Origin of the sequence: Streptomyces sp. NPDC096013 (assembly GCF_044763565.1) — a bacterium.
Classification (GTDB): Bacteria; Actinomycetota; Actinomycetes; order Streptomycetales; family Streptomycetaceae; genus Streptomyces.
In genome coordinates, this window is the sequence record NZ_JBIWGK010000006.1 from 289,079 (window position 1) to 307,871 (window position 18,793).

At 69.2% G+C, this 18,793-nt stretch carries 19 protein-coding genes and 1 riboswitch; of the genes, 9 read left to right on the top strand and 10 right to left on the bottom strand.

Annotated elements, in window-relative coordinates; translation table 11 throughout:
• Nucleotides 1–59: 59 nt before the first annotated feature.
• Nucleotides 60–512, bottom strand: a complete 453-nt coding sequence (locus ACIRB1_RS22135; protein ID WP_352179827.1) for a GNAT family N-acetyltransferase — start codon at nucleotides 510–512, stop codon at nucleotides 60–62.
• A gap of 43 nt (nucleotides 513–555) precedes the next feature.
• Complete coding sequence (locus ACIRB1_RS22140; RefSeq protein ID WP_403466666.1) at nucleotides 556–1,014, bottom strand: MarR family winged helix-turn-helix transcriptional regulator; 459 nt, start codon at nucleotides 1,012–1,014, stop codon at nucleotides 556–558.
• Between the two features lie 141 nt (nucleotides 1,015–1,155).
• On the opposite strand from ACIRB1_RS22140, the gene ACIRB1_RS22145 reads away from it, so the two are divergent.
• Nucleotides 1,156–2,364, top strand: coding sequence for an MFS transporter (locus ACIRB1_RS22145; RefSeq protein ID WP_403466667.1), 1,209 nt, complete (start codon nucleotides 1,156–1,158; stop codon nucleotides 2,362–2,364).
• Nucleotides 2,365–2,477: 113 nt separating this feature from the next.
• Nucleotides 2,478–2,909 carry a heme-binding protein gene (locus ACIRB1_RS22150; protein WP_403466668.1) on the top strand — a complete coding sequence of 144 codons (432 nt, stop codon included), beginning with the start codon at nucleotides 2,478–2,480 and terminating at the stop codon, nucleotides 2,907–2,909.
• 64 nt (nucleotides 2,910–2,973) lie between these two features.
• On the opposite strand, the gene ACIRB1_RS22155 is transcribed toward ACIRB1_RS22150, so the two are convergent.
• Complete coding sequence (locus tag ACIRB1_RS22155) at nucleotides 2,974–3,840, bottom strand: GNAT family N-acetyltransferase (protein WP_403466669.1); 867 nt, start codon at nucleotides 3,838–3,840, stop codon at nucleotides 2,974–2,976.
• Nucleotides 3,841–4,035: 195 nt separating this feature from the next.
• Here ACIRB1_RS22155 and ACIRB1_RS22160 point away from each other — a divergent pair, with 195 nt between their 5' ends.
• Entirely contained in the window at nucleotides 4,036–4,671 is a 636-nt protein-coding gene (locus tag ACIRB1_RS22160) for a haloacid dehalogenase-like hydrolase (protein ID WP_352179822.1), read from the top strand.
• A 306-nt stretch (nucleotides 4,672–4,977) separates the two neighbouring features.
• Nucleotides 4,978–6,795 (top strand): globin domain-containing protein, encoded by a 1,818-nt coding sequence (locus tag ACIRB1_RS22165; RefSeq protein WP_403466670.1) that lies wholly within the window; start codon nucleotides 4,978–4,980, stop codon nucleotides 6,793–6,795.
• 16 nt (nucleotides 6,796–6,811) lie between these two features.
• On the opposite strand, the gene ACIRB1_RS22170 is transcribed toward ACIRB1_RS22165, so the two are convergent.
• From ACIRB1_RS22170 to ACIRB1_RS22190, 5 genes are all read right to left on the bottom strand, one after another.
• Nucleotides 6,812–7,294 carry an NUDIX domain-containing protein gene (locus tag ACIRB1_RS22170; RefSeq protein ID WP_328830369.1) on the bottom strand — a complete coding sequence of 161 codons (483 nt, stop codon included), beginning with the start codon at nucleotides 7,292–7,294 and terminating at the stop codon, nucleotides 6,812–6,814.
• Between the two features lie 122 nt (nucleotides 7,295–7,416).
• Nucleotides 7,417–8,322, bottom strand: coding sequence for a LysR family transcriptional regulator (locus ACIRB1_RS22175; RefSeq protein WP_352179820.1), 906 nt, complete (start codon nucleotides 8,320–8,322; stop codon nucleotides 7,417–7,419).
• Between the two features lie 228 nt (nucleotides 8,323–8,550).
• Nucleotides 8,551–9,708 (bottom strand): cystathionine gamma-lyase, encoded by a 1,158-nt coding sequence (locus ACIRB1_RS22180; RefSeq protein WP_352179819.1) that lies wholly within the window; start codon nucleotides 9,706–9,708, stop codon nucleotides 8,551–8,553.
• Entirely contained in the window at nucleotides 9,705–10,196 is a 492-nt protein-coding gene (locus ACIRB1_RS22185; protein WP_352179818.1) for a low molecular weight protein-tyrosine-phosphatase, read from the bottom strand. Before ACIRB1_RS22185 ends, ACIRB1_RS22180 begins: the two co-directional genes overlap by 4 nt.
• A gap of 7 nt (nucleotides 10,197–10,203) precedes the next feature.
• Nucleotides 10,204–10,581 carry a phage holin family protein gene (locus ACIRB1_RS22190; protein ID WP_033285767.1) on the bottom strand — a complete coding sequence of 126 codons (378 nt, stop codon included), beginning with the start codon at nucleotides 10,579–10,581 and terminating at the stop codon, nucleotides 10,204–10,206.
• 48 nt (nucleotides 10,582–10,629) lie between these two features.
• On the opposite strand from ACIRB1_RS22190, the gene ACIRB1_RS22195 reads away from it, so the two are divergent.
• From ACIRB1_RS22195 to ACIRB1_RS22210, 4 genes are all read left to right on the top strand, one after another.
• Entirely contained in the window at nucleotides 10,630–10,947 is a 318-nt protein-coding gene (locus tag ACIRB1_RS22195) for a cupin domain-containing protein (protein ID WP_033285768.1), read from the top strand.
• Between the two features lie 229 nt (nucleotides 10,948–11,176).
• Entirely contained in the window at nucleotides 11,177–11,389 is a 213-nt protein-coding gene (locus tag ACIRB1_RS22200) for a DUF5326 family protein (protein ID WP_352179817.1), read from the top strand.
• A 654-nt stretch (nucleotides 11,390–12,043) separates the two neighbouring features.
• Nucleotides 12,044–12,889, top strand: coding sequence for an IclR family transcriptional regulator (locus ACIRB1_RS22205; protein WP_403466671.1), 846 nt, complete (start codon nucleotides 12,044–12,046; stop codon nucleotides 12,887–12,889).
• Between the two features lie 99 nt (nucleotides 12,890–12,988).
• Nucleotides 12,989–13,426: an SsgA family sporulation/cell division regulator gene (locus tag ACIRB1_RS22210; protein WP_352179815.1), complete on the top strand. Its 438-nt coding sequence runs from the start codon at nucleotides 12,989–12,991 to the stop codon at nucleotides 13,424–13,426.
• Between the two features lie 480 nt (nucleotides 13,427–13,906).
• Here the strand turns inward: ACIRB1_RS22210 and ACIRB1_RS22215 are convergent, their stop codons facing one another.
• A complete protein-coding gene (locus ACIRB1_RS22215; RefSeq protein ID WP_403466672.1) occupies nucleotides 13,907–15,442 on the bottom strand; it encodes a YibE/F family protein in 1,536 nt (511 codons plus the stop codon).
• Nucleotides 15,443–15,513: 71 nt separating this feature from the next.
• Nucleotides 15,514–15,703, top strand: a riboswitch (TPP riboswitch).
• On the opposite strand from ACIRB1_RS22215, the gene thiC reads away from it, so the two are divergent.
• On the top strand, nucleotides 15,696–17,516 hold the full coding sequence (thiC, locus tag ACIRB1_RS22220; RefSeq protein WP_352179813.1) for a phosphomethylpyrimidine synthase ThiC: 1,821 nt from the start codon (nucleotides 15,696–15,698) through the stop codon (nucleotides 17,514–17,516). Its footprint overlaps the riboswitch before it by 8 nt.
• 10 nt (nucleotides 17,517–17,526) lie before the next feature.
• Here the strand turns inward: thiC and ACIRB1_RS22225 are convergent, their stop codons facing one another.
• A complete protein-coding gene (locus ACIRB1_RS22225; RefSeq protein WP_403466673.1) occupies nucleotides 17,527–18,768 on the bottom strand; it encodes a serine hydrolase domain-containing protein in 1,242 nt (413 codons plus the stop codon).
• Between the last annotated feature and the right edge of the window lie 25 nt (nucleotides 18,769–18,793).

The window sequence follows — 18,793 nt, forward strand, 5'->3', positions numbered from 1 at the left end:
AAACATGGCGCCCGCTGTCGTAGGGCCGCCGCGTTCTCCTCCGGGGCAGCGAAGGGGCTTCAGAGAGGCAGTTTGAAGCCCACGTGTGAGGCGGTGAAACCGAGCCGCTCGTAGAAGCGATGGGCGTCGGTGCGGGTGACGTCGGAGGTCAGCTGGACCAACTGGCAGTCCTGGCGGCGTGATTCATCGATCGCCCACTCGATGAGCTGTGTGCCCAGGCCGCTGCCCCGCTCGTCCGCGTGGATGCGTACGGCCTCGATGATCGAGCGCGTGGCGCCCCTGCGGGACAGTCCGGGAACGATAGTGAGTTGGAGGGTGCCGACGACCCGCCCCTCGCGCACGGCGACGACGAGGTGCTGGTTCGGGTCGGCGGCGAGGCGTTCCAGTGCGGCCAGGTAGGGCGTCAGGTCGTCCGGTGACTCGCGCTGGGAACCCAGGGGGTCGTCGGCGAGCATGCCGACGATGGCGGGGATGTCCTCGGTGACCGCGGCTCGTATCTCAAGATCTCCCATGGCCCCACCTTAGGCAGAGGTGGGCGGGCGGTACGGGACGGACCTACGCGGGCACGTTCATCGACTCCACGACCCGGACCAGGGGCGCCAGTTCGGGGTTCTCGGCCGCCGCGTCGAGCGCCTCGCGCAGGGCGGTGTCGTTGGTCGGGCGAGCCTCTTCGAGCAGGGTGAGACCGGCGTCGGTGACGTTCGTGTAGATGCCCCGGCGATCGGTCGGGCACAGGTACCGCTCGAGCAGGCCGCGGTCCTCGAGCCGGGTGACCAGCCGGGTGGTGGCGCTCTGGCTGAGGACGACCGCGTCGGCGACCTGCCTCATCTGCAGATGGCCTCCGTCGCCGTCGTGCTGCCGACTGAGCACGTCGAGCAACGAGTACTCGCGCATGCTCAGGTCGTGCCGGGCCTGTAGGGCGCGCTCGATGTGCGCCTCGATCCTCCCGTGCAGCAAGGAGAGGGCGCACCAGCCCTGGGCGAGGGCAGTGAGTGCGGGGTCCGTCGCTGTCATTGGCGTTTCCTCCGTCCCGGAGCGTCTGAGCCCAGGATAGAGCACAGATGAAATAGTCCGCGCTTGCATATAGCCCGCGTCTGCAACTATTGTGATCGCACGCAAAGCGCTCCTGCAATCTTTTGGGAAGGGTACGTCCCCATGCCTCTCGCGCTTCTGGCCCTCGCGATCGGGGCCTTCGGAATCGGTACGACAGAGTTCGTGATCATGGGGTTGCTGCCCCAGGTCGCGGGTGACTTCGGAGTCTCCATCCCCACCGCCGGACTCCTGGTCACCGGCTACGCGCTGGGCGTGGTGATCGGCGCCCCGCTGATGACCGTGCTCGGCACCAAGGTCCCCCGCAAGCGGATGCTGATGCTGCTGATGGGCCTGTTCATCCTCGGCAACCTGCTCTCCGCCGTCGCCCCCAGCTTCGCCGTGATGCTCATCGGCCGCGTGATCGCCTCACTCGCCCACGGCGCCTTCTTCGGCATCGGCTCCGTCGTCGCGGCCGAACTGGTCGCCCCGGACAAGAAGGCCGGAGCCATCGCGATGATGTTCACCGGGCTGACCGTCGCCAACGTCGTCGGCGTCCCGCTGGGCACCCTCGTCGGGCAGTCCGTCGGCTGGCGGGTCACCTTCGCCATCGTCGCGGGCCTCGGCGTGATCGGCCTGGCCGGGATCGCCAAGCTCGTGCCCGACCTGCCCAAGCCCGAGGGCGTACACCTGCGGCACGAACTGGCCGCGTTCAAGAACGCCCAGGTCCTGCTCGCCATGGCGATGACCGTCCTCGGCTTCGGCGGCGTCTTCGCGGCCATCACCTACATAGCGCCGATGATGACCCACGTCGCGGGCTTCGCCGACGGCTCCGTCACCTGGCTGCTCGTCCTCTTCGGCCTCGGCATGGTCGGCGGCAACCTCGTCGGCGGCAAGTTCGCCGACCGCGCCCTGATGCCCATGCTGTACGTCTCGCTGGGCGCCCTGGCCGTCGTGCTCGCACTCTTCACCGTCACCGCCCACAACAAGATCGCGGCAGCCGTCACCATCGCCCTCATCGGCGCCCTGGGCTTCGCCACCGTGCCGCCGCTTCAGAAGCGCGTCCTCGACCAGGCACACGGCGCTCCCACGCTCGCCTCGGCCGTGAACATCGGCGCGTTCAACCTCGGCAACGCGCTGTCCGCCTGGCTCGGCGGCATCGTCATCGCGGCCGGCCTCGGCTACACCGCCCCGAACTGGGTCGGCGCCGCCCTCGCCGCGGCCGCCCTGGTCCTCGCGATCCTCTCCGCCGCCTTGGAGCGCCGGACGAGCACCCGGGCCGCCGTCGTGGCCGGCGGCACGCCCAGCGAGCAGCTGACCGCCGTCCACCACTGACCCCGCCGGGCCGGAGCGGGGAGCCACGGGGCCAGGGCCGTCCCCGTCCATCCCCGCCGACTCGCTCGGCCGTCCGACACCGCACACAGCAACACCCGCAAGGAGAAACCCTGATGAGCACCACCACCGCCGTAGCACCGCTGACCATCGAGGACGCCGAAACGCTCGTCGCCGAGGCCCGTCGGGCCGCGGAGGCCGCCGGGGTCACCGTGAGTGTCACTGTGCTGGACGCAGGCGGTCATCTGCTCGCCTTCCGGCGCGACGACCGGGCCGTGCTGATCTCCGGCGAGACCAGCACTCGCAAGGCGTACACCGCGCTCCAGCTGAACGCGCCCACTGCCGACCTCGTCGACGCCGTCCAGCCCGGAGGCCTCTTCCACACCCTGCCCACCGCACTCGACCGGCCGCTGCTGTTCATCGCGGGCGGTATCCCGGTGCAGCGCGACGGCAGGCTGATCGGCGCGATCGGCGTCGGCGGCGGAGCCCCGGCGCAGGACCACGGCTTCGCCCAAGCCGCCGTAGAGGCTCTTGTCCGAGGTCTGTAGGGACGGAAACGCCGGTTCCCGACGAGGTAGGTCGGGAACCGGCGTTCTGCGTAGTCGGGGAGTGTCAGCCGGCCGCGACCGTCAGGGGAGCGAAGCGCCGGGTCCAGTCGCCGGGCAGTTCCGGGGTCCCGTATGTCATCACGGTGTTGAAGGCCGAGGAGACGAGCCCGTGTTCCTTCACCCAGGACAGCAGGGCTTCGTGGCGTACGTCGATGTCGGTGCGCAGCGGGCGGTCGGTGCGGGCGGCGAGTGAGGCGAGGAGCGCCTTCGCGGTCTCCGTGTCCTGGGCGATCAGCGGGCCCACGACCTGCGTGTCCATGTTGGGCCAGGCCGCCGCGTAACCGATGATCCGGCCGTTCTCCTCCGCAACCCTCAACTGGTCCGCAAAGGCGGGCAGCCGCGTGATGAGGGGCGTGCGATCGGTCCCGAACACCGTCTCGTCGAGGCGGAGGATGCCGGTGAGGTCGTCGGCCGTGGCCGCGCGGGTGGCGATCGGGGACTCAGGTCCGGCCGGCGTGAAGTGGCCCCGCACCATCTCGGCCCGGCCGGTCGCCTTGAACCCCAGTTCTTCGTAGAGCGGGCGGCCGGACGAGGTCGCGTGCAGGGTCAGCGGGGTGGTGCCCATCGCCGAGATCAGGTGGCGCATCAGCCTGCGTCCCACGCCCTGGCGGGCGTACCGCTCGGCGACCAGGACCATGCCGATGGCCACGAGATCCGGGCTCTCCTGCGGGCCGTACTCCGTGGTGACGCAGGCCGCGAGGAGGCCGCCCTCGGGCGCGTCGATGCCGTAGCCCTTCCCGGCGCTGAGGAGGAAGCCCCACTTGTGTTCTTCGCGTGGCCACCCCCGGTCCTCGGACAGGTCGGCGCAGGCGAGGCGATCGCGGAGCGTCAGCCGGCGGATGGGCAGAGCGGCGAGGGAAGGAGTCGGCACGCAGGTCAGGCTGTCTGACGCGCCTTGTCGGCGTCCACCTGTTTCCGGTGAGACGTACGTGCTTTTGGCCATGTCATGGGCGGCGGCACAAGGCACTGACAGAAGCCGGGTGTTTCACGTGAAACACCGGCGAACGGCAAGCATCCGACAGGCCCGCCGAATGTGCCACAGCTCCGCCGACTAACCTCGTCGGTCATGGCGAGACTTCATCTCTTCGACCTCGACGGCACGCTGATGCACGGAACCAGCGCGCCCTTGGAGATCTCCCGTCAACTCGGTCTGGAAGCTGAGACCGTGGCGCTTGAGCAGGAGATCTCGACCGGGCTGATCGGGCCACCGGAGTATGCGACCCGCGTGTACACGCTCTGGGCGGATCTCACCGAGGCGCACGTCACGGCGGCTTTCGAAGGTGCCCCGTGGCTGGCGCGGATTCGGGACGTCTGGGCCGAGATCAGGAGCGCCGGCGAATACTGCGCCGTCGTATCGCTCTCGCCTTCTTTCTTTGTGGAACGGCTCACGGGCTGGGGCGCGCACGCGGCACATGGATCGCTTTTCCCCGCTGTGCCTTTCACCGCGCCGTCCATGGATCTGGGCGGAGTTCTCAACGCGGCGGCCAAAGTAGTGATCGCGGATCGGCTCTGTGAGGAGTTCGGGGTGACGCGAGCAGACTGTGTCGCCTACGGCGACTCGATGTCGGACAAGGACCTGTTCGGTGTCGTGCCCGTCTCCGTCGCGGTCAATGCGGATCAGCACCTGACAGGCATCGCGACCCACTCCTATGAGGGGCGGGATCTGTGGGATGCCTACGAATTGGTGCGCGGCGCCCGGTAATTGAGGGAATCGATGGTTCGCTCCTCCCTCCTGTCCGTGGGGGAGCGAGGCGGCACTTGTCTGCGTAGCGCGGGCCGGTATGGTCGACTCCGGTTCTTGTCCGGGGTCGGATGCCGCGTGAGAGTACTGCGGGCAATGTCACACTCTCGCCTTACTTGTCCGTACGCAGTGGGAATGTGGGTTGGATATGGCTGTATCAGCCGCTTGATCGAACGGGGAGAAGCAAGCCGTCCGCGCGGAAAGCAGGCAGCTTCCGGCTGAGGAAGCGCGCCGAACGACCGAAAGATGTTCGAGGCGAGGCACACCATGGACGCTCCGACCACCACGTCGGCCGACAACGGCACGTCCGGGGGCAGCGGCGGAAGCGGCTGGTTCACTCCGCGCAAGCAGCCGGAGACGCCTCCGGCCGCGGAACGTGAGACGACGGAGGGACGACGCCCCGCCGTAATGCGCCCGGTCCGCAGGTCCGCCGGAGGAAACAAAGAGCGTCCGCCTACGGAGAGTTCGACCTCGCAGGCTCCATCGGCACCTCCGGCCTCGCCGGGACCACAGGCGCCTCCGGCTTCACCGACTTCAACGGCTCCACCTGCCTCATCGGCTCCCAGCAGCGACCGTGCGGCTTTCGATCCAGCCGGGCACGCTGACCGGCAGGGCGTAGCGCCCGGCCAGGAGCGAATACCGTCAGCCGGGACCGCCCCGCAGCCGCCAACTCCCGCTCAGCCCTCAACTCCCGCCCAGCCCACGACTCCGGGCGCTCAGCCCATGGCTACCGGCAACCCTGCCACGGCTCCGGCCGCCCAGCCCATGCCTCCGGCCCAGCCCCCGGCATCCGCACCCGCGTCGGCGGCCCATCCGCCCCACGCCCGACAGGCCGCCGCCGCCCCGGCCGCCCCCGCGCAGACCGCCTCTGTGCAGACCGTCGCCCCGCCCGCTCGCGCCCGCGTGCCCGGTCAGCGTGTCTCTGGCCCGTCCTCCGCGCCCGCCCCCACTGCCGCCCCCACCGAGAAGGCCTCCCCGGACGCCGTACTCATCCGCCGGACCATGTCCGAAGTCGGTCCCGTGGCCGACAAGGTGACCTCGTACTTCTACGCGCTGCTCTTCGTCCGCCACCCCGAACTGCGGTCGTTGTTCCCGGCGGCGATGGACACCCAGCGGGACCGGCTGCTGAAGGCGCTGCTCACCGCCGCCGAGCACATCGACAACACCGACGTGCTCGTCGCGTACTTGCAGAACCTGGGTCGCGGGCACCGCAAGTACGGCACCCGGCCGGAGCACTACCCGGCCGTCGGTGAGTGCCTCATCGGCGCGCTGAACAAGTACGCTTCCGCCGTCTGGGACGCAGAGACGGAGACGGCCTGGGTGCGGGCGTACACGACGATCTCGCAGGTCATGATCGACGCGGCCGCGGCGGACGAACTGCGTGCCCCGGCCTGGTGGCACGCGGAGGTCGTCACCCATGACCTCAGGACCCGGGACGTCGCCGTGGTCACCGTCCGCCCGGACCAGCCGTATCCCTTCCTCGCCGGGCAGTACGCGAGCATCGAGACGCCTTGGTGGCCACGGATCTGGCGGCACTACTCCTTCGCCTCGGCGCCCCGCTCGGACGGGCTGCTGACCTTCCATGTGAAGGCGGTCCCCGCGGGCTGGGTCTCGAGCGCGCTGGTGCACCGCGCCCGCCCCGGCGACGTCATCCGGATGGGACCGCCGGCCGGTTCGATGACCGTGGATCACACCACCGACAGCGGACTGCTCTGCCTCGGCGGCGGCACCGGCATCGCGCCGATCAAGGCACTGGTCGAGGACGTCGCCGAGCGCGGCGAACGGCGCCCGGTGGAGGTGTTCTACGGCGCCCGCACGGACCACGACCTGTACGACATCGACACGATGCTCCGGCTCCAGCAGTCGCTTCCGTGGCTCTCCGTCCGGCCGATCATCGACCAGCAGGCGCATCTCCAACTCCCGGACGCCATCCGCACGTACGGGCCCTGGAACGAGTTCGACGCCTATGTCTCGGGCCCGCCCGGAATGATCCGCAGCGGTGTCCATGCCCTGCGGGACGCCGGTGTCCCCTCGGACCGCATACGGCACGACTCGGTCGAGGAGCTGGTGGTCACCGGGGACTGACCCGGTGCCGGAGGCGTCAGCCCAGGTCGGGGGCGTGCATCGCGAGGACCCCTTCGATGTTGCCGTCCAGATAGTGCCGTAGAGACAGGGGCACGAGATGGACGGACGCGATGCCGACTCTGGTGAACGGGACTCTGACGATCTCGTACTCGCCGAGGGGCTCGTCCACTTCGGGGCCGTGGCGCAGGGCCGGGTCCATGGACTCCAGATGGCAGACGAAGAAGTGCTGCACCTTCACGCCGGTCGAGGCCGCGTCCGCGCCGATGTGCTCGACGGTGTCCACGAAGCACGGCACCACGTCGGAGATCTTGGCGCCGAGCTCCTCGTACACCTCGCGGTGCAGTGCGTCGACGACGGTGGTGTCCTCGGGTTCGACACCGCCACCGGGTGTGACCCAGTAGGGATCAACACCGGGCTTGGTGCGCTTGATCAGGATCAGGGCGTCGCCGTCGAGGAGCACGGCACGTGCGGTGCGCTTGACCACGGGTCGGACGGTCATGGGAGAAATGTGGCCCGGCTGGTTCCACGTGAAACATCGCGGGACGTGACCTTGACGGTTCAGAGCGTGATGTTTCACGTGGAACCAGCGGGTTCGCCGCAGACCGGCGACAAAGTGCCTGGTCAGCCCCAGTCGGTGGCCGCCCGTTGCAGCCACTCATGGGCGCGGGCGATGTGCGGCATCGCGAGAGTGCCGGTGCGAACCACCAGGAAATACGTCCGCAGCGGCGGAATCGCGGGTTCGTGGAGCGGGACGACCTCGCCACGCTTCAACGCCAGTGCGCACAGATAGCGAGGCAGCACCGCGAGCCCGGCGCCCGCGATCGCGCAGGCGAGGACCGCGCGGAGGTCCGGCACGATCACGGTGCCCGGGGCTGCCGGGCGGGAGTCGAAGACAGAGGCCCAGTAGCGGGAGACGAAGGGCAGCGACTCGTGGACCTCGATCACGGGGAGGTCGTCCAGGACAGGCACGTCCTTGGGGCCGGGCTGCGCGGAGCCGAGCCGCTCGGCCCGGTGCGGGGCGGCGACAAGGACGTGTTCCTCGTCGCAGAGTGTCGTCGCGGTGAGCAGTGCGCCGCGCGGACGGGCCGTACTGATGGCCAGATCATGATGTCCGGCGGCCAACCCCTCCAGGGTTTCCTCGGCGTTCCCGAAGGACGCCCGCAGCGCGAAGCCCTGGCCGTCGTCGCCGGTCAGCTCGGTGAGCGCGGGCAGGGCCCGCTCAGCGGTGAACTCGGGGGGACCGGCGAGATGCAGGGTCCGCAGCGAGGCGTCGTTGTCTGGACCCGTCTCGGCGATCTCCACGAGGGCATCGAGATGGGGCGCGGCCTTGTGCGCGAGTTCGTCGCCCATGGTCGTGGGGGTGACCCCGCGGGCCTGGCGCAGGAACAGGGGGCGGCCCAACTGCCGTTCCAGGGTGCGGATCTGGGACGTCACCGCCGGCTGGGAGAGGCCGAGCAGCGCCGCGGCGCGGGTGAAGGAGCCGGCCCGGTGCACGGTCACGAAGGTGCGCAACAAGGCCAGGTCCATGGCTCGCATGCTCCTTTCCCCACCCTTCCTCCGGCCCCGGGCAGGGCCCAACTATAAATAAGTCGATAGGTCTCTGTCGCTACTGTGATTGGACACTGACACAGAGTCAACTAGCCTTGTGCGCGCGGTTCTTCGCGCGCAGAACCGAGGACGGTCCGAGCCACGAGGGGGGAGGCTCGGACCGTCCGCTGTGCGGAGCCGGACACCGGCCGGCGGTACATAAAGCGCTCACCGCGCCGACTCGTCCAGCGCACGCAGCACATCGGCCACTAGGTCCTCGGGGTCCTCGGCGCCGACCGAGAGGCGCACGAAGCCCTCCGGCACATCGTCCCCGCCCCAGCGTCCCCGCCGCTCGGCGGTGGACCGCACTCCGCCGAAGCTCGTCGCGTCGTCCACGAGCCGCAGGGCGTCGAGAAAACGCTCGGCACGCGCGCGCGTGGGCAGCGTGAACGAGACCACACACCCGTAGCGCCGCATCTGCTGCGAGGCGATCTTGTGCGAGGGGTCGTCGGGCAGCCCCGGGTAGCGCAGCCCCGTGACGTCGTCACGGTCGCGCAGGACCTGCGCGAGGGTCAGCGCGGTGGCGTTCTGCCGGTCGACGCGCAGCTGGAGCGTGGCGATCGAGCGGTGCGCGAGCCAGGCCTCCATGGGCCCGGGGATCGCGCCGACGACCTTGCGCCAGCGGCGTACGGAGTCCATCGCCGTCGCATCGGACCCGGCGACGTATCCGAGGAGGACGTCCCCGTGCCCGGTGAGCTGCTTGGTGCCGCTCGCCACCGCGAAGTCGGCGCCGAGTTCCAGCGGGCGCTGTCCCAGGGGCGAGGCGAGGGTGTTGTCGACGGCCACGAGGGCCCCACGCACGTGTGCCGCGTCGGCGAGCCGCCGTACGTCGCACACGTCGAGCCCGGGGTTGGACGGGGTCTCGATCCACAGCAGCCTGGCACCGTCGAGGAGGTCGAGCTGGGCGTCCCCGCCGGTCGGCGCGGTGCGCACCTCGATGCCGTACGCCTCCAACTGCTCGCGCACCAGGGGCAGTACCTGGTAGCCGTCGGCGGGCAGTACGACCGCGTCGCCCGCGCGCAGCTGCGAGAACAGCACCGACGAGATGGCGGCCATCCCGGAGGCGAACACCAGCGTCTCGACGTCGTCCCGCCCGGGCGCCTCCAGCTCGCCGATGGCGCGCTCCAGGTGGGTCCAGGTCGGGTTCTCGTCCCGGCCGTACTTGTACGGTCCCGTCGCCTCGCCCGGGAGATGGAAGTGCGCGGCGAAGACCGGCCCGGGGAGCGTGGGTTCGTACTTCACCGGCTCGGGCAGACCCGCCCGCACCGCGCGCGTGCCGTCCCCCGCGCCGTTCCCGCTACCTCCGGCTGTCGCGGAATCACTCATACCGCTCGTCCCTCCACTTCCTCACGCACCGCGGCGAGCAGCCCCGTGCTCGCCGCCTCCACCATCTCAAGACACTCCTCGAAGCCGTCCAGACCCCCGTAGTACGGATCCGGTACGTCGAGGTCATCGGGGGCGGCGGGGTCGTAGGAGCGGAGCAGGTGGACCTTCTCGGCGTCCTGCTCGGTCGGGGCGAGGCGGCGCAGGATCTTGCGGTGGCCGGAGTCCAGGGCGATGACGAGGTCCAGACGGGCGAACCAGGAGGCATGGAAGCGGCGGGCGACGTGGTCGGTGCCGTAACCGTGCTCCTCCAGGACGGCGACGGCGCGCGGGTCGGCGCCGTCGCCCTCGTGCCAGCCGTCCGTGCCCGCGCTGTCGACTTCGACCAGCCCGTCGAGCCCGGCCTCGGCCACCCGCACGCGGAAGACCGATTCGGCCATCGGTGAACGGCAGATGTTCCCGGTGCAGACGAAGCTGACGCGGTACGTCATCGCGTGCTCAGTCCCCTTCGGGGAGGACGACGTTGAGCGCCCAGGAGACCACCGAGATGATCAGGCCGCCCAGGACGGCGGTCCAGAAGCCCTCGACATGGAAACTCAGGTCGAGCTTGTCGGCCAGCCACGAAGTCAGCATCAACATCAGCGCGTTGACCACCAGGGTGATCAGGCCGAGCGTCAGGATGAACAGCGGGAAGGTCAGCACCTTGACGATCGGCTTGACCAGGAAGTTCACCAGGCCGAAGACCAGGGCGACGAGGAGCAGCGTCCAGACCTTCTTGAAGGTGCTGTCACCGGTCAGGGTGATCTTGTCGAGGATCCATACGGCGACCGCCAGGGCACCCGCGTTGGCGATCGTCTTGACTAGGAAATTCTTCATGTGTCTGATCGTGACAGAAGAGATCGACTCCGAGCGTGGACGAGGGCGATGAAGGCATTCCGGTTGGATGAACTGGAGGCGGAGCGTGCCGCCAACGACGGTGCGTACTTGCAGTTCCTGCGTGAGAAGAACATGTCGGTCGGCCTGTACGCGCTCGATTCCGGTGAGCACGACCGGCAGCAGCCGCACAACCAGGACGAGGTGTACTTCGTCGTGAGCGGCCGGGCCGCGATCACCGTCGGCATGGAGACCACGCAGGTGGCGCGCGGCAGCGTGATCTATGTGCCGGCCGGGGTGGCCCACAAGTTCCACCACATCAGCGAGGACCTGCGGGTGCTGGTGGTGTTCTCGCCTCCGGAGGCCTGAACCTCCAGGGCCTGGCCCTTCCCGGAGCCCCCGGTCTCCACCGGAAGCCTGATCCGCGTCTCAGGGTTCCCTAGGGGGACGGTCAGGGGAGGACAAGGGATGCGAGGCCCCCGTTCGGCCTTCGCCCGCCCTAGCATCGAGAGCAGGACATCAGAGATCCGGTGCGGGAGTGCCGGACACAGACCGGACCCGGTTCGAGCGACGGGCGGAGAGGTACAGGACGAGGACGATGCGAGAGATCTTCGCGGGACTGCCGTGGTGGGTGAAGTGGGTCGCGGTGCCGGTCATCGCCTTGGTCGTGTTCGGCGGTCTGATAGCGACCGTCGTGAGCATCATCATTGGGCTGCTCTTCAAGGTGCTGGTCTTCGTCGCGCTGGTCGGCGGACTGGTCTACATCGTGCGGAAGTTCACGTCGAGCTCCTCCTCGCGCGGCGACTGGTGACGTCCCGCGGGGCGACCGGTGATCGGTAACAGGAATCACCGGTTCCCTCGGCCGGGGGAAGTTTCCCGGACAGGGCGTCTGCGGGCGGTGGTGGGCGGTTAAAGTCCGGAACTCCTCGCGGGGACGAACCCCGCGAGCGGCGCACCCCCTCCCCGTGTTCCCCGCACGGGCCGCCCCCTCGCGCTCCGGAAGTGACCCTTGGCCACGGTTGACACCACATCCGTAGAACAACCCCATGCACCCCCCACCCAGCCGGTCCCGCCCACCTGGCCGCGCGCAGTGTCGATCCCCGCACAGCTGCGACCTGTGGCGACCTCCACGCAGGTACGCCCTGGGGTGACGTCGGCACAGGCACGTTCCTTGGCTACTCCGGCGCAGCTACGACCCGAGGTGGACGCCGCGCCGCTACGGCCCGGGGCAGATGCCGCGCCGCTACGACCTGGGGTCGCCCCCGTGCAGCTCAGCCCGGTGCCGGACGGTGCGCCGCTACGCCCCGCAACGGACGCCGCGCCAAGTCCCATGGCGGCCCTCACACAGACTCGTTCCGCGACAACTCCGGCGGAACTACGACCCATCGCCGCTCCCGCGCAATCGCGACCGGTGATGGATGCCCCGCCGCTACACCCCGCCAGAGTCACCCCGCCGCTACGACCCATGACAGCCGCCACGCGATCCCGCCCCGTCGCGGCACCGCCGCAGCAACGCTCCGCTGCGACCGTCGCCGGCGCTGGGGTCGCCGACCCGCAGCCGTCTGCCGCCACGCTCATCGGGTCCGTCCAACGGGCCATGCGGCTGCTGGAATCTGTCGCCGAGCACGCGCACGGAGCGCCTGCCAAGCAACTGGCCCGGGAGACCGGCCTCGCTCTCCCCACCGCGTACCACCTGCTGCGCACCCTCGTGCACGAGGGCTATCTCCGGCGGGACAAGGGGCTGTTCTTCCTCGGGGAGGCGGCTGTGCGGCTGGGCAGCAGCGGGGCGCAGGAGAAACGTCGCAGCACGATCGTCGACGCGCTGGCAGGTTGGCGGGATTCGATCGGTGTTCCGGTGTACTACGCGACGTACCGCGACGGCGAGATCGAGGTCCTCTGCGTCTCCGACACCCCCGGCAATCCGGCGGTCGAGGAGTGGGCGGACTTCCGTGAGACGGGGCACGCGCACGCGATCGGCCAGTGTCTGCTGGCTCAGTTGGACGAGGACGCCCGCCGCGACCACCTCGACCGTTACCCCGTGCGGTCCCTCACCCCGTACACCGTGCGCGACGACCAAGCCTTGCTGCGGCGCCTGGAACGCATGGGGAGGATGGAGCTGGTGGTGGAGCGTCAGGAGTACGCGCTGGGCACGGTCTGCGCAGCGGTCCCGATCACGCTCGGCACCACGGCGGCCACGATGGCCATGTCCCTGCCCTCGCATCAGGCCGGACGACTGCTCACCGCGGCACGGCAGTTGCAGACCGAGGTCGGCAGGCTGCTGGGGTCGCTCGCGCTCTCTATCAGTATCTGAAAACTTACTCCTTGTGATCTAACGTGTACGTTCAGCAATATTCCTTCAGTGTCACAGGGATCATTCCCAGCCAGTCGACGGCAATTGACGGGATAGGCGATGCACGAGTCCGTACAGGCAGAGGTCATGATGAGCTTCCTCGTCTCCGAGGAGCTCTCCTTCCGCATCCCGGTCGAGCTGGGCTATGAGACGTTCGATCCGTACGCCGTGCGGCTGACCTTCCATTTGCCGGGCGACGCCCCGGTGACCTGGGCTTTCGGTCGCGAGCTGCTGATCGATGGGCTGGGCATGGCGTGCGGGGAGGGCGACGTACGGATCGAGCCCCTCGACCCCGAGACGCTGGGTGAGGTGCTGATCCGGCTTCAGGTGGGCAGCGACCAGGCGCTGTTTCGCACCGGCGCGGCTCCGCTCGTGGCGTTCCTCGACCGCACCGACCGGCTGGTTCCGCTCGGTCAGGAGGCCGCCCTGGCGGACTTCGACACCCACCTCGACGAGGCGCTTGACCGCATCCTGGCGGAGGAGCAGAGCGCGGGGTGACGCGTCGTCGCCGTGGTGGGGGCGGGAGCTGGCGTAACGCTTCGCCACCGTCCAGGAATCGTTGAGCCCTGGACGCCCTGGACGCCCTGGACGCCCTGGACGCCCTGGACGCCCTGGACGCCCTGGACGCCCTGGACGCCGTGGACGCCGTGAGGCATCGTGAGGCGCTGTGAGCCCTGGAGGTCCCGTCGGGGGCCCGAAAGGTTCTCCCAGGGCCCGGAGTTCCGCAGTAACGCTTCTGCGCGGCTTCCTGGGGCGGTTCCCGCCGCTTGCGGCGCTTGCCGGTGCTGCGGGGTGCGCCGTTGCGCGGCACGGCGTTGCGCGGTGCAGTGGGGTGCAGTGCGGCGGGGTGCAATGCGGTCCCGTGCTTGCGGCGCTCAGGGTTTGCGGGACCTCAGGGCTTGGGCTGCCTGCGTGGTTCTCGGAGCCTCAGTGCTGGCGCCGTCCCAGGGCTTGCCGCGCCTCAGAGCGGGGAGCGCCTCAGTGCTTACGGCGTCGGCCCTTCCCGCCACGTGCTGCCGCGGGCTTGGCGCTCGGCGCCGCCGTGGACGTCGTAGCCGAGCCGGCCGAACCTGCCGCACCCGCTGCACCCCCCGACCCAGCCGCCCCCGCCGGAACGGCCTCGCGTCCCGGGCGGTCCGCCGAGACGACCAGGGCCGCGAGGGCTGTGGTGACCGGTACCGACGCGACCAGGCCGATCGAGCCGACCAGCGTGCGGACGATCTCCTCGGCGACCAACTCGCTGTTGGCCACCGACCCCACGCTGCTCTGGGCGATGGAGAAGAGCAGGAGCAGCGGCAGCGCGGCGCCCGCGTAGGCGAGGACGAGGGTGTTGACGACGGACGCGATGTGGTCGCGGCCGATGCGGATGCCGGCGCGGTACAGCCCGCGCCAGCCCATCGACGGGTTGGCCTCGTGCAGCTCCCAGACCGCCGATGTCTGGGTGACCGTCACATCGTCGAGCACGCCGAGCGAACCGATGATGACGCCGGCGAGCAGCAGACCGCTCATGTCGATCGACGGGTACAGCCCGTGGATGAGGCCCGTGTTGTCGTCCGTGTTGCCGGTCAGCGCGGCCCAGTCGATGAACCCCGAGCCCAGGATGCCGATCAGCACCAGTGACATCAGGGTGCCGAGCACCGCCACGGACGTACGGGCCGACAGGCCGTGGCACATGTAGAGGGCGATCAGCATGATGGCGCTCGATCCGACCACCGCCACGATCAGCGGGTTCGAGCCGTGCAGGATCGCGGGCAGGATGAAGAAGTTAAGGATCATGAAGCTGATGGCCAGCGCGATCAGCGCCATGACACCGCGCAGCCGGCCCACTACCACGACGGCCAGCGCGAAGATCCCGGCGAGCAGCGCCATCGGGAACTTACGGTTCACATCGGTGACGGAGTACTGCAGATCCCTGGGCGCCGAGGGTTCGTACGCGACCACGACCTTCTCGCCCTGATGCAACTGCCGTGACTGGTCGGGCTGGACGATCTCCGTGAACGTACGGCCCTTGTCCTTGCCGGTGGAGACCGTGACCGTGGCCTTCTTGCAGGTGCCTGCCGCTTCCTGTGCCGCAGAGGAGCCCTCGGCGGTGGAGGTGTCCCCGGTCGAGCCCCCGCCCGATGCGTTCACCGACGCGCAGCTCACGCTGACGACCTTGGTGACCGTCGCCTGCTGGGTCTGCCGGTCGAAGCCGACGCCGGTGCGCTTGTGCGAGGGGGCGCCGCCTGGCCACAGCACCACCATGCCGACCACGACGGCCACCGTGAACGGGATCAGGATCGCCGCGATGACCTTCCGCAGATGCCGGGAGACGGGGGCGGCGGGTCCATGACTGTGCGAGTGACCGTGCCCACCGCCTCCACCGGAACCGTGACCACCGGCCGCACCGGAACCGTGCCCGCCGTCCCCGCCCGGTCCGTGGTCGTGCCCGGAATCGCGGTCGTCGCCGGATCCATGGTCGTGGCCATGGGGCGGCCCGGTCGGCGGATACGGGGGCTGCGATGTCGTGGTCACCGCCCGATCATCGCAAGAACGCCGGAGGCCCACTGTTCACCGCGCCACTTATGGCGCTAGCGTGGAGGCACCTTTGCACACGCGGGAGCTCGGAGCACCGGGCTGAGAGGGCGCTGACCTTCGTCTCTGCGATGTTTCACGGGAAACGTCACCTGAATCGAGTGATGTTTCACATGAAACATCGGCTGACGGAAGCCGCTGCGTCGACCGCCGAACCTGTTACCGGGTAATGCCGGCGTAGGGAGTAGGTCTCATGACCAACAAGGACGTACGCACGCCTGCCTCCAGCCAGGACGAACAGCCCGTTCCGGGCGAGAAGTCCGCTCGGGCCGAACAGCCCACGGAGGCCGGGAAGTCCATCGGCTGGCACAAGGGGTACGTCGCGGGCTCGCGCCCCGATCTACGGGTGCCGGTCCGTCAGGTGCATCTCACCAACGGGGAGTCGGTGACGCTGTACGACACCTCGGGTCCGTACACCGATCCGCTCGTCGACACCGATGTCCGCAGGGGACTGGCGCCGCTGCGGGAGAACTGGATCATCGCCCGCGGCGACACCGAGGAGTATGCGGGCCGGCCCGTCCGCCCCGAGGACGACGGGATCAAGCACACCTCACCGCGCGGTGGACTGCGCAACCTGGACGCGGTCTTCCCGGGGCGCCCCCGTCAGCCGCGCCGAGGCCGTGACGGTACGGCGGTCACACAACTCGCCTATGCGCGAAGGGGTGAGATCACCCCCGAGATGGAGTTCGTGGCCGTACGCGAGAACGTCGACGCCGAGGTCGTCCGGGAGGAGATCGCGGCCGGGCGTGCGGTGCTGCCCGCCAACGTCAACCATCCCGAGATCGAGCCGATGATCATCGGCAAGCGGTTCCTGGTGAAGGTCAACGCCAACATCGGGAATTCCGCGGTCACTTCCTCCATCGAGGAGGAGGTCGACAAGATGACCTGGGCGACGCGCTGGGGCGCCGACACGGTCATGGACCTGTCCACCGGCCGCAACATCCACACCACGCGTGAGTGGGTGCTGCGCAACTCCCCTGTCCCCATCGGCACGGTGCCGCTCTACCAGGCACTCGAAAAGGTCGACGGCCGCGCCGAGGAGCTGACCTGGGAGATCTACAAGGACACGGTCGTCGAACAGGCCGAACAGGGCGTGGACTACATGACCGTCCACGCGGGCGTGCGGCTGCCGTTCGTACCGCTGACGGCGAACCGCAAGACGGGCATCGTCTCGCGCGGCGGCTCGATCATGGCGGCCTGGTGCCTCGCGCACCACAAGGAATCGTTTCTGTACGAGAACTTCGAGGAACTGTGCGAGATCCTCGCCGCCTACGACGTCACGTACTCGCTCGGCGACGGCCTGCGGCCCGGTTCGATCGCGGACGCCAACGACGAGGCACAGTTCGCGGAACTGCGGACGCTCGGGGAACTCAACACGATCGCGAAGCGTTTCAATGTACAGACGATGATCGAGGGCCCGGGACACGTCCCGATGCACAAGATCAAGGAGAACATCGACCTTCAGCAGGAGATCTGTGATGAAGCTCCGTTCTATACGCTCGGCCCGCTGACCACGGACGTCGCGCCTGCGTACGACCACATCACCTCCGGCATCGGTGCCGCGATGATCGCCTGGTGGGGCACGGCCATGCTCTGCTATGTCACGCCCAAGGAGCACTTGGGCCTGCCCAATCGTGACGACGTCAAGACCGGCGTCATCACCTACAAGATCGCCGCCCACGCAGCCGACCTCGCCAAGGGGCACCCCGGTGCACAGGTATGGGACGACGCGCTGTCCGACGCCCGCTTCGAATTCCGCTGGGAGGACCAGTTCAACCTGGCCCTCGACCCGGACACGGCACGGGAGTTCCACGACGAGACACTTCCGGCCGAGCCCGCCAAGACCGCTCACTTCTGCTCGATGTGCGGGCCGAAGTTCTGCTCGATGAAGATCTCCCAGGACATCCGCCGTGAGCACGGCGGGAGCCGGGAGGAGATCGAGGTCGGGATGGAGCAGAAGTCGAAGGAGTTCGCGGCGGCGGGCAACCGGGTGTACCTGCCGATCGCCGACTGACGACGACCGGCTAGCTCCTCGGCGAACTCGCGGCGGGCTTGAGGCACAAGGCGTGGTCCACGAGGGTGCCCGTCGCGCGGTTGAGGGCGGCGAGGTCCGGCGGTGCGGTGGTGGTCGTGATGGAGACCGTCACCGCGCGCCTGCCGTCAGCGCTCACCGCGGGGCGGGTGTTGACGCCCGGTCCGTCTCCCTCGTGCATGTAGTAGAAGCCGCCGCAGGACAGCGGCATCTTGCGGAGGCCGAGGCCGTAGGTGCCCTCGGGCAGCTCGGCCACGTCCTCCGGGTCGTCGTTCCGCGCGACGGTCCGCCGCATCTCGCGCCACTGCTCGGCGGGGAGCAGCCGACCGTCGGCCAGGGCGCGGAAGAAGGTGTTCAGGTCGGCGGTGGTGCTCACCACACCGGAGTCGGCGGTGTGCTGGTAGCTCTGCTCGGTGACGTCGAGGCGCTTGCCGTCGGCGGTCGTCAGATACGCGTTCACATGCGGGTCGGGAAGGAACGGGTTGAGCCCGGGAATGGAGGTGTTCCGCAGTCCGAGCTTCGCGATGATCCGGTGCTCGACGAGGTCCTGCCAGCTCGCGCCGCCGGCCTTCTCGGCGATCATCCCGGCCAGCAGGTAGTTGGTGTTGGAGTACGCCCACCGGGTGGCTCCGCCCGGCTGCGGCACGAACAGCGGCCGGTGCTTCATCGCCACCGCGACCAGGTCGGCCGTGGGGGTGTCGTTGTAGCGGTTCTCGTCGAAGTGGTTGATCAGCCGGTCCTGGATCGCCGGGTCGTCGATGTAGTCGTACAGCCCGCTGGTCTGGCGGAGCAGGTCGCGGACGGTGATGCGGCTGCCGTCGTTGCCGTTGCCCGAGACGACCGAGGGGAGCCAGTGCTCGACGGTGTCGTCGAGCGACAGCCGCTTCTCCGCGACGAGTTGGAGGACGACGGTCGCCACGAAGGTCTTCGTCGTGCTGGCCACGCGGAAGTGCGCGTTCCAGGGGACCGGGTCCGTGGAGCCGGAGGTGCGGGTGCCGATGCGGGCCATGAGCGGGGCGCTGCCTGTTCCGTCGACCCTGGCAAGCACGTTCACATCGCCGCCTCCGGCTTTCCGTACGGCCGCGAGGTCCTGCTGGAGTGTCTTCGCGGTGTAGGAGGGGCTCGGCGCCGGGTGTCCGGCGGTGGCGGCGGTCGCGGCCAGCGGTGTGCCCAGTGCGAGCAGGGCTGCTGCCAGCGCGGCGGCGCCGGCCATCTTCGACGACGGCATCTGCATGGTCGTATCCCCCGGTGCTCTGGTT

Coding starts and splice junctions, on each gene's coding strand:
- ACIRB1_RS22135 (WP_352179827.1), bottom strand. CDS start 512: ATGGGAGATCTTGAGATACGAGCCGCGGTCACCGAGGACATCCCCGCC.
- ACIRB1_RS22140 (WP_403466666.1), bottom strand. CDS start 1,014: ATGACAGCGACGGACCCCGCACTCACTGCCCTCGCCCAGGGCTGGTGC.
- ACIRB1_RS22145 (WP_403466667.1), top strand. CDS start 1,156: ATGCCTCTCGCGCTTCTGGCCCTCGCGATCGGGGCCTTCGGAATCGGT.
- ACIRB1_RS22150 (WP_403466668.1), top strand. CDS start 2,478: ATGAGCACCACCACCGCCGTAGCACCGCTGACCATCGAGGACGCCGAA.
- ACIRB1_RS22160 (WP_352179822.1), top strand. CDS start 4,036: ATGGCGAGACTTCATCTCTTCGACCTCGACGGCACGCTGATGCACGGA.
- ACIRB1_RS22165 (WP_403466670.1), top strand. CDS start 4,978: ATGGACGCTCCGACCACCACGTCGGCCGACAACGGCACGTCCGGGGGC.
- ACIRB1_RS22170 (WP_328830369.1), bottom strand. CDS start 7,294: ATGACCGTCCGACCCGTGGTCAAGCGCACCGCACGTGCCGTGCTCCTC.
- ACIRB1_RS22175 (WP_352179820.1), bottom strand. CDS start 8,322: ATGGACCTGGCCTTGTTGCGCACCTTCGTGACCGTGCACCGGGCCGGC.
- ACIRB1_RS22180 (WP_352179819.1), bottom strand. CDS start 9,708: ATGAGTGATTCCGCGACAGCCGGAGGTAGCGGGAACGGCGCGGGGGAC.
- ACIRB1_RS22185 (WP_352179818.1), bottom strand. CDS start 10,196: ATGACGTACCGCGTCAGCTTCGTCTGCACCGGGAACATCTGCCGTTCA.
- ACIRB1_RS22190 (WP_033285767.1), bottom strand. CDS start 10,581: ATGAAGAATTTCCTAGTCAAGACGATCGCCAACGCGGGTGCCCTGGCG.
- ACIRB1_RS22195 (WP_033285768.1), top strand. CDS start 10,630: ATGAAGGCATTCCGGTTGGATGAACTGGAGGCGGAGCGTGCCGCCAAC.
- ACIRB1_RS22200 (WP_352179817.1), top strand. CDS start 11,177: ATGCGAGAGATCTTCGCGGGACTGCCGTGGTGGGTGAAGTGGGTCGCG.
- ACIRB1_RS22205 (WP_403466671.1), top strand. CDS start 12,044: ATGACAGCCGCCACGCGATCCCGCCCCGTCGCGGCACCGCCGCAGCAA.
- ACIRB1_RS22210 (WP_352179815.1), top strand. CDS start 12,989: ATGCACGAGTCCGTACAGGCAGAGGTCATGATGAGCTTCCTCGTCTCC.
- thiC (WP_352179813.1), top strand. CDS start 15,696: ATGACCAACAAGGACGTACGCACGCCTGCCTCCAGCCAGGACGAACAG.
- ACIRB1_RS22225 (WP_403466673.1), bottom strand. CDS start 18,768: ATGCAGATGCCGTCGTCGAAGATGGCCGGCGCCGCCGCGCTGGCAGCA.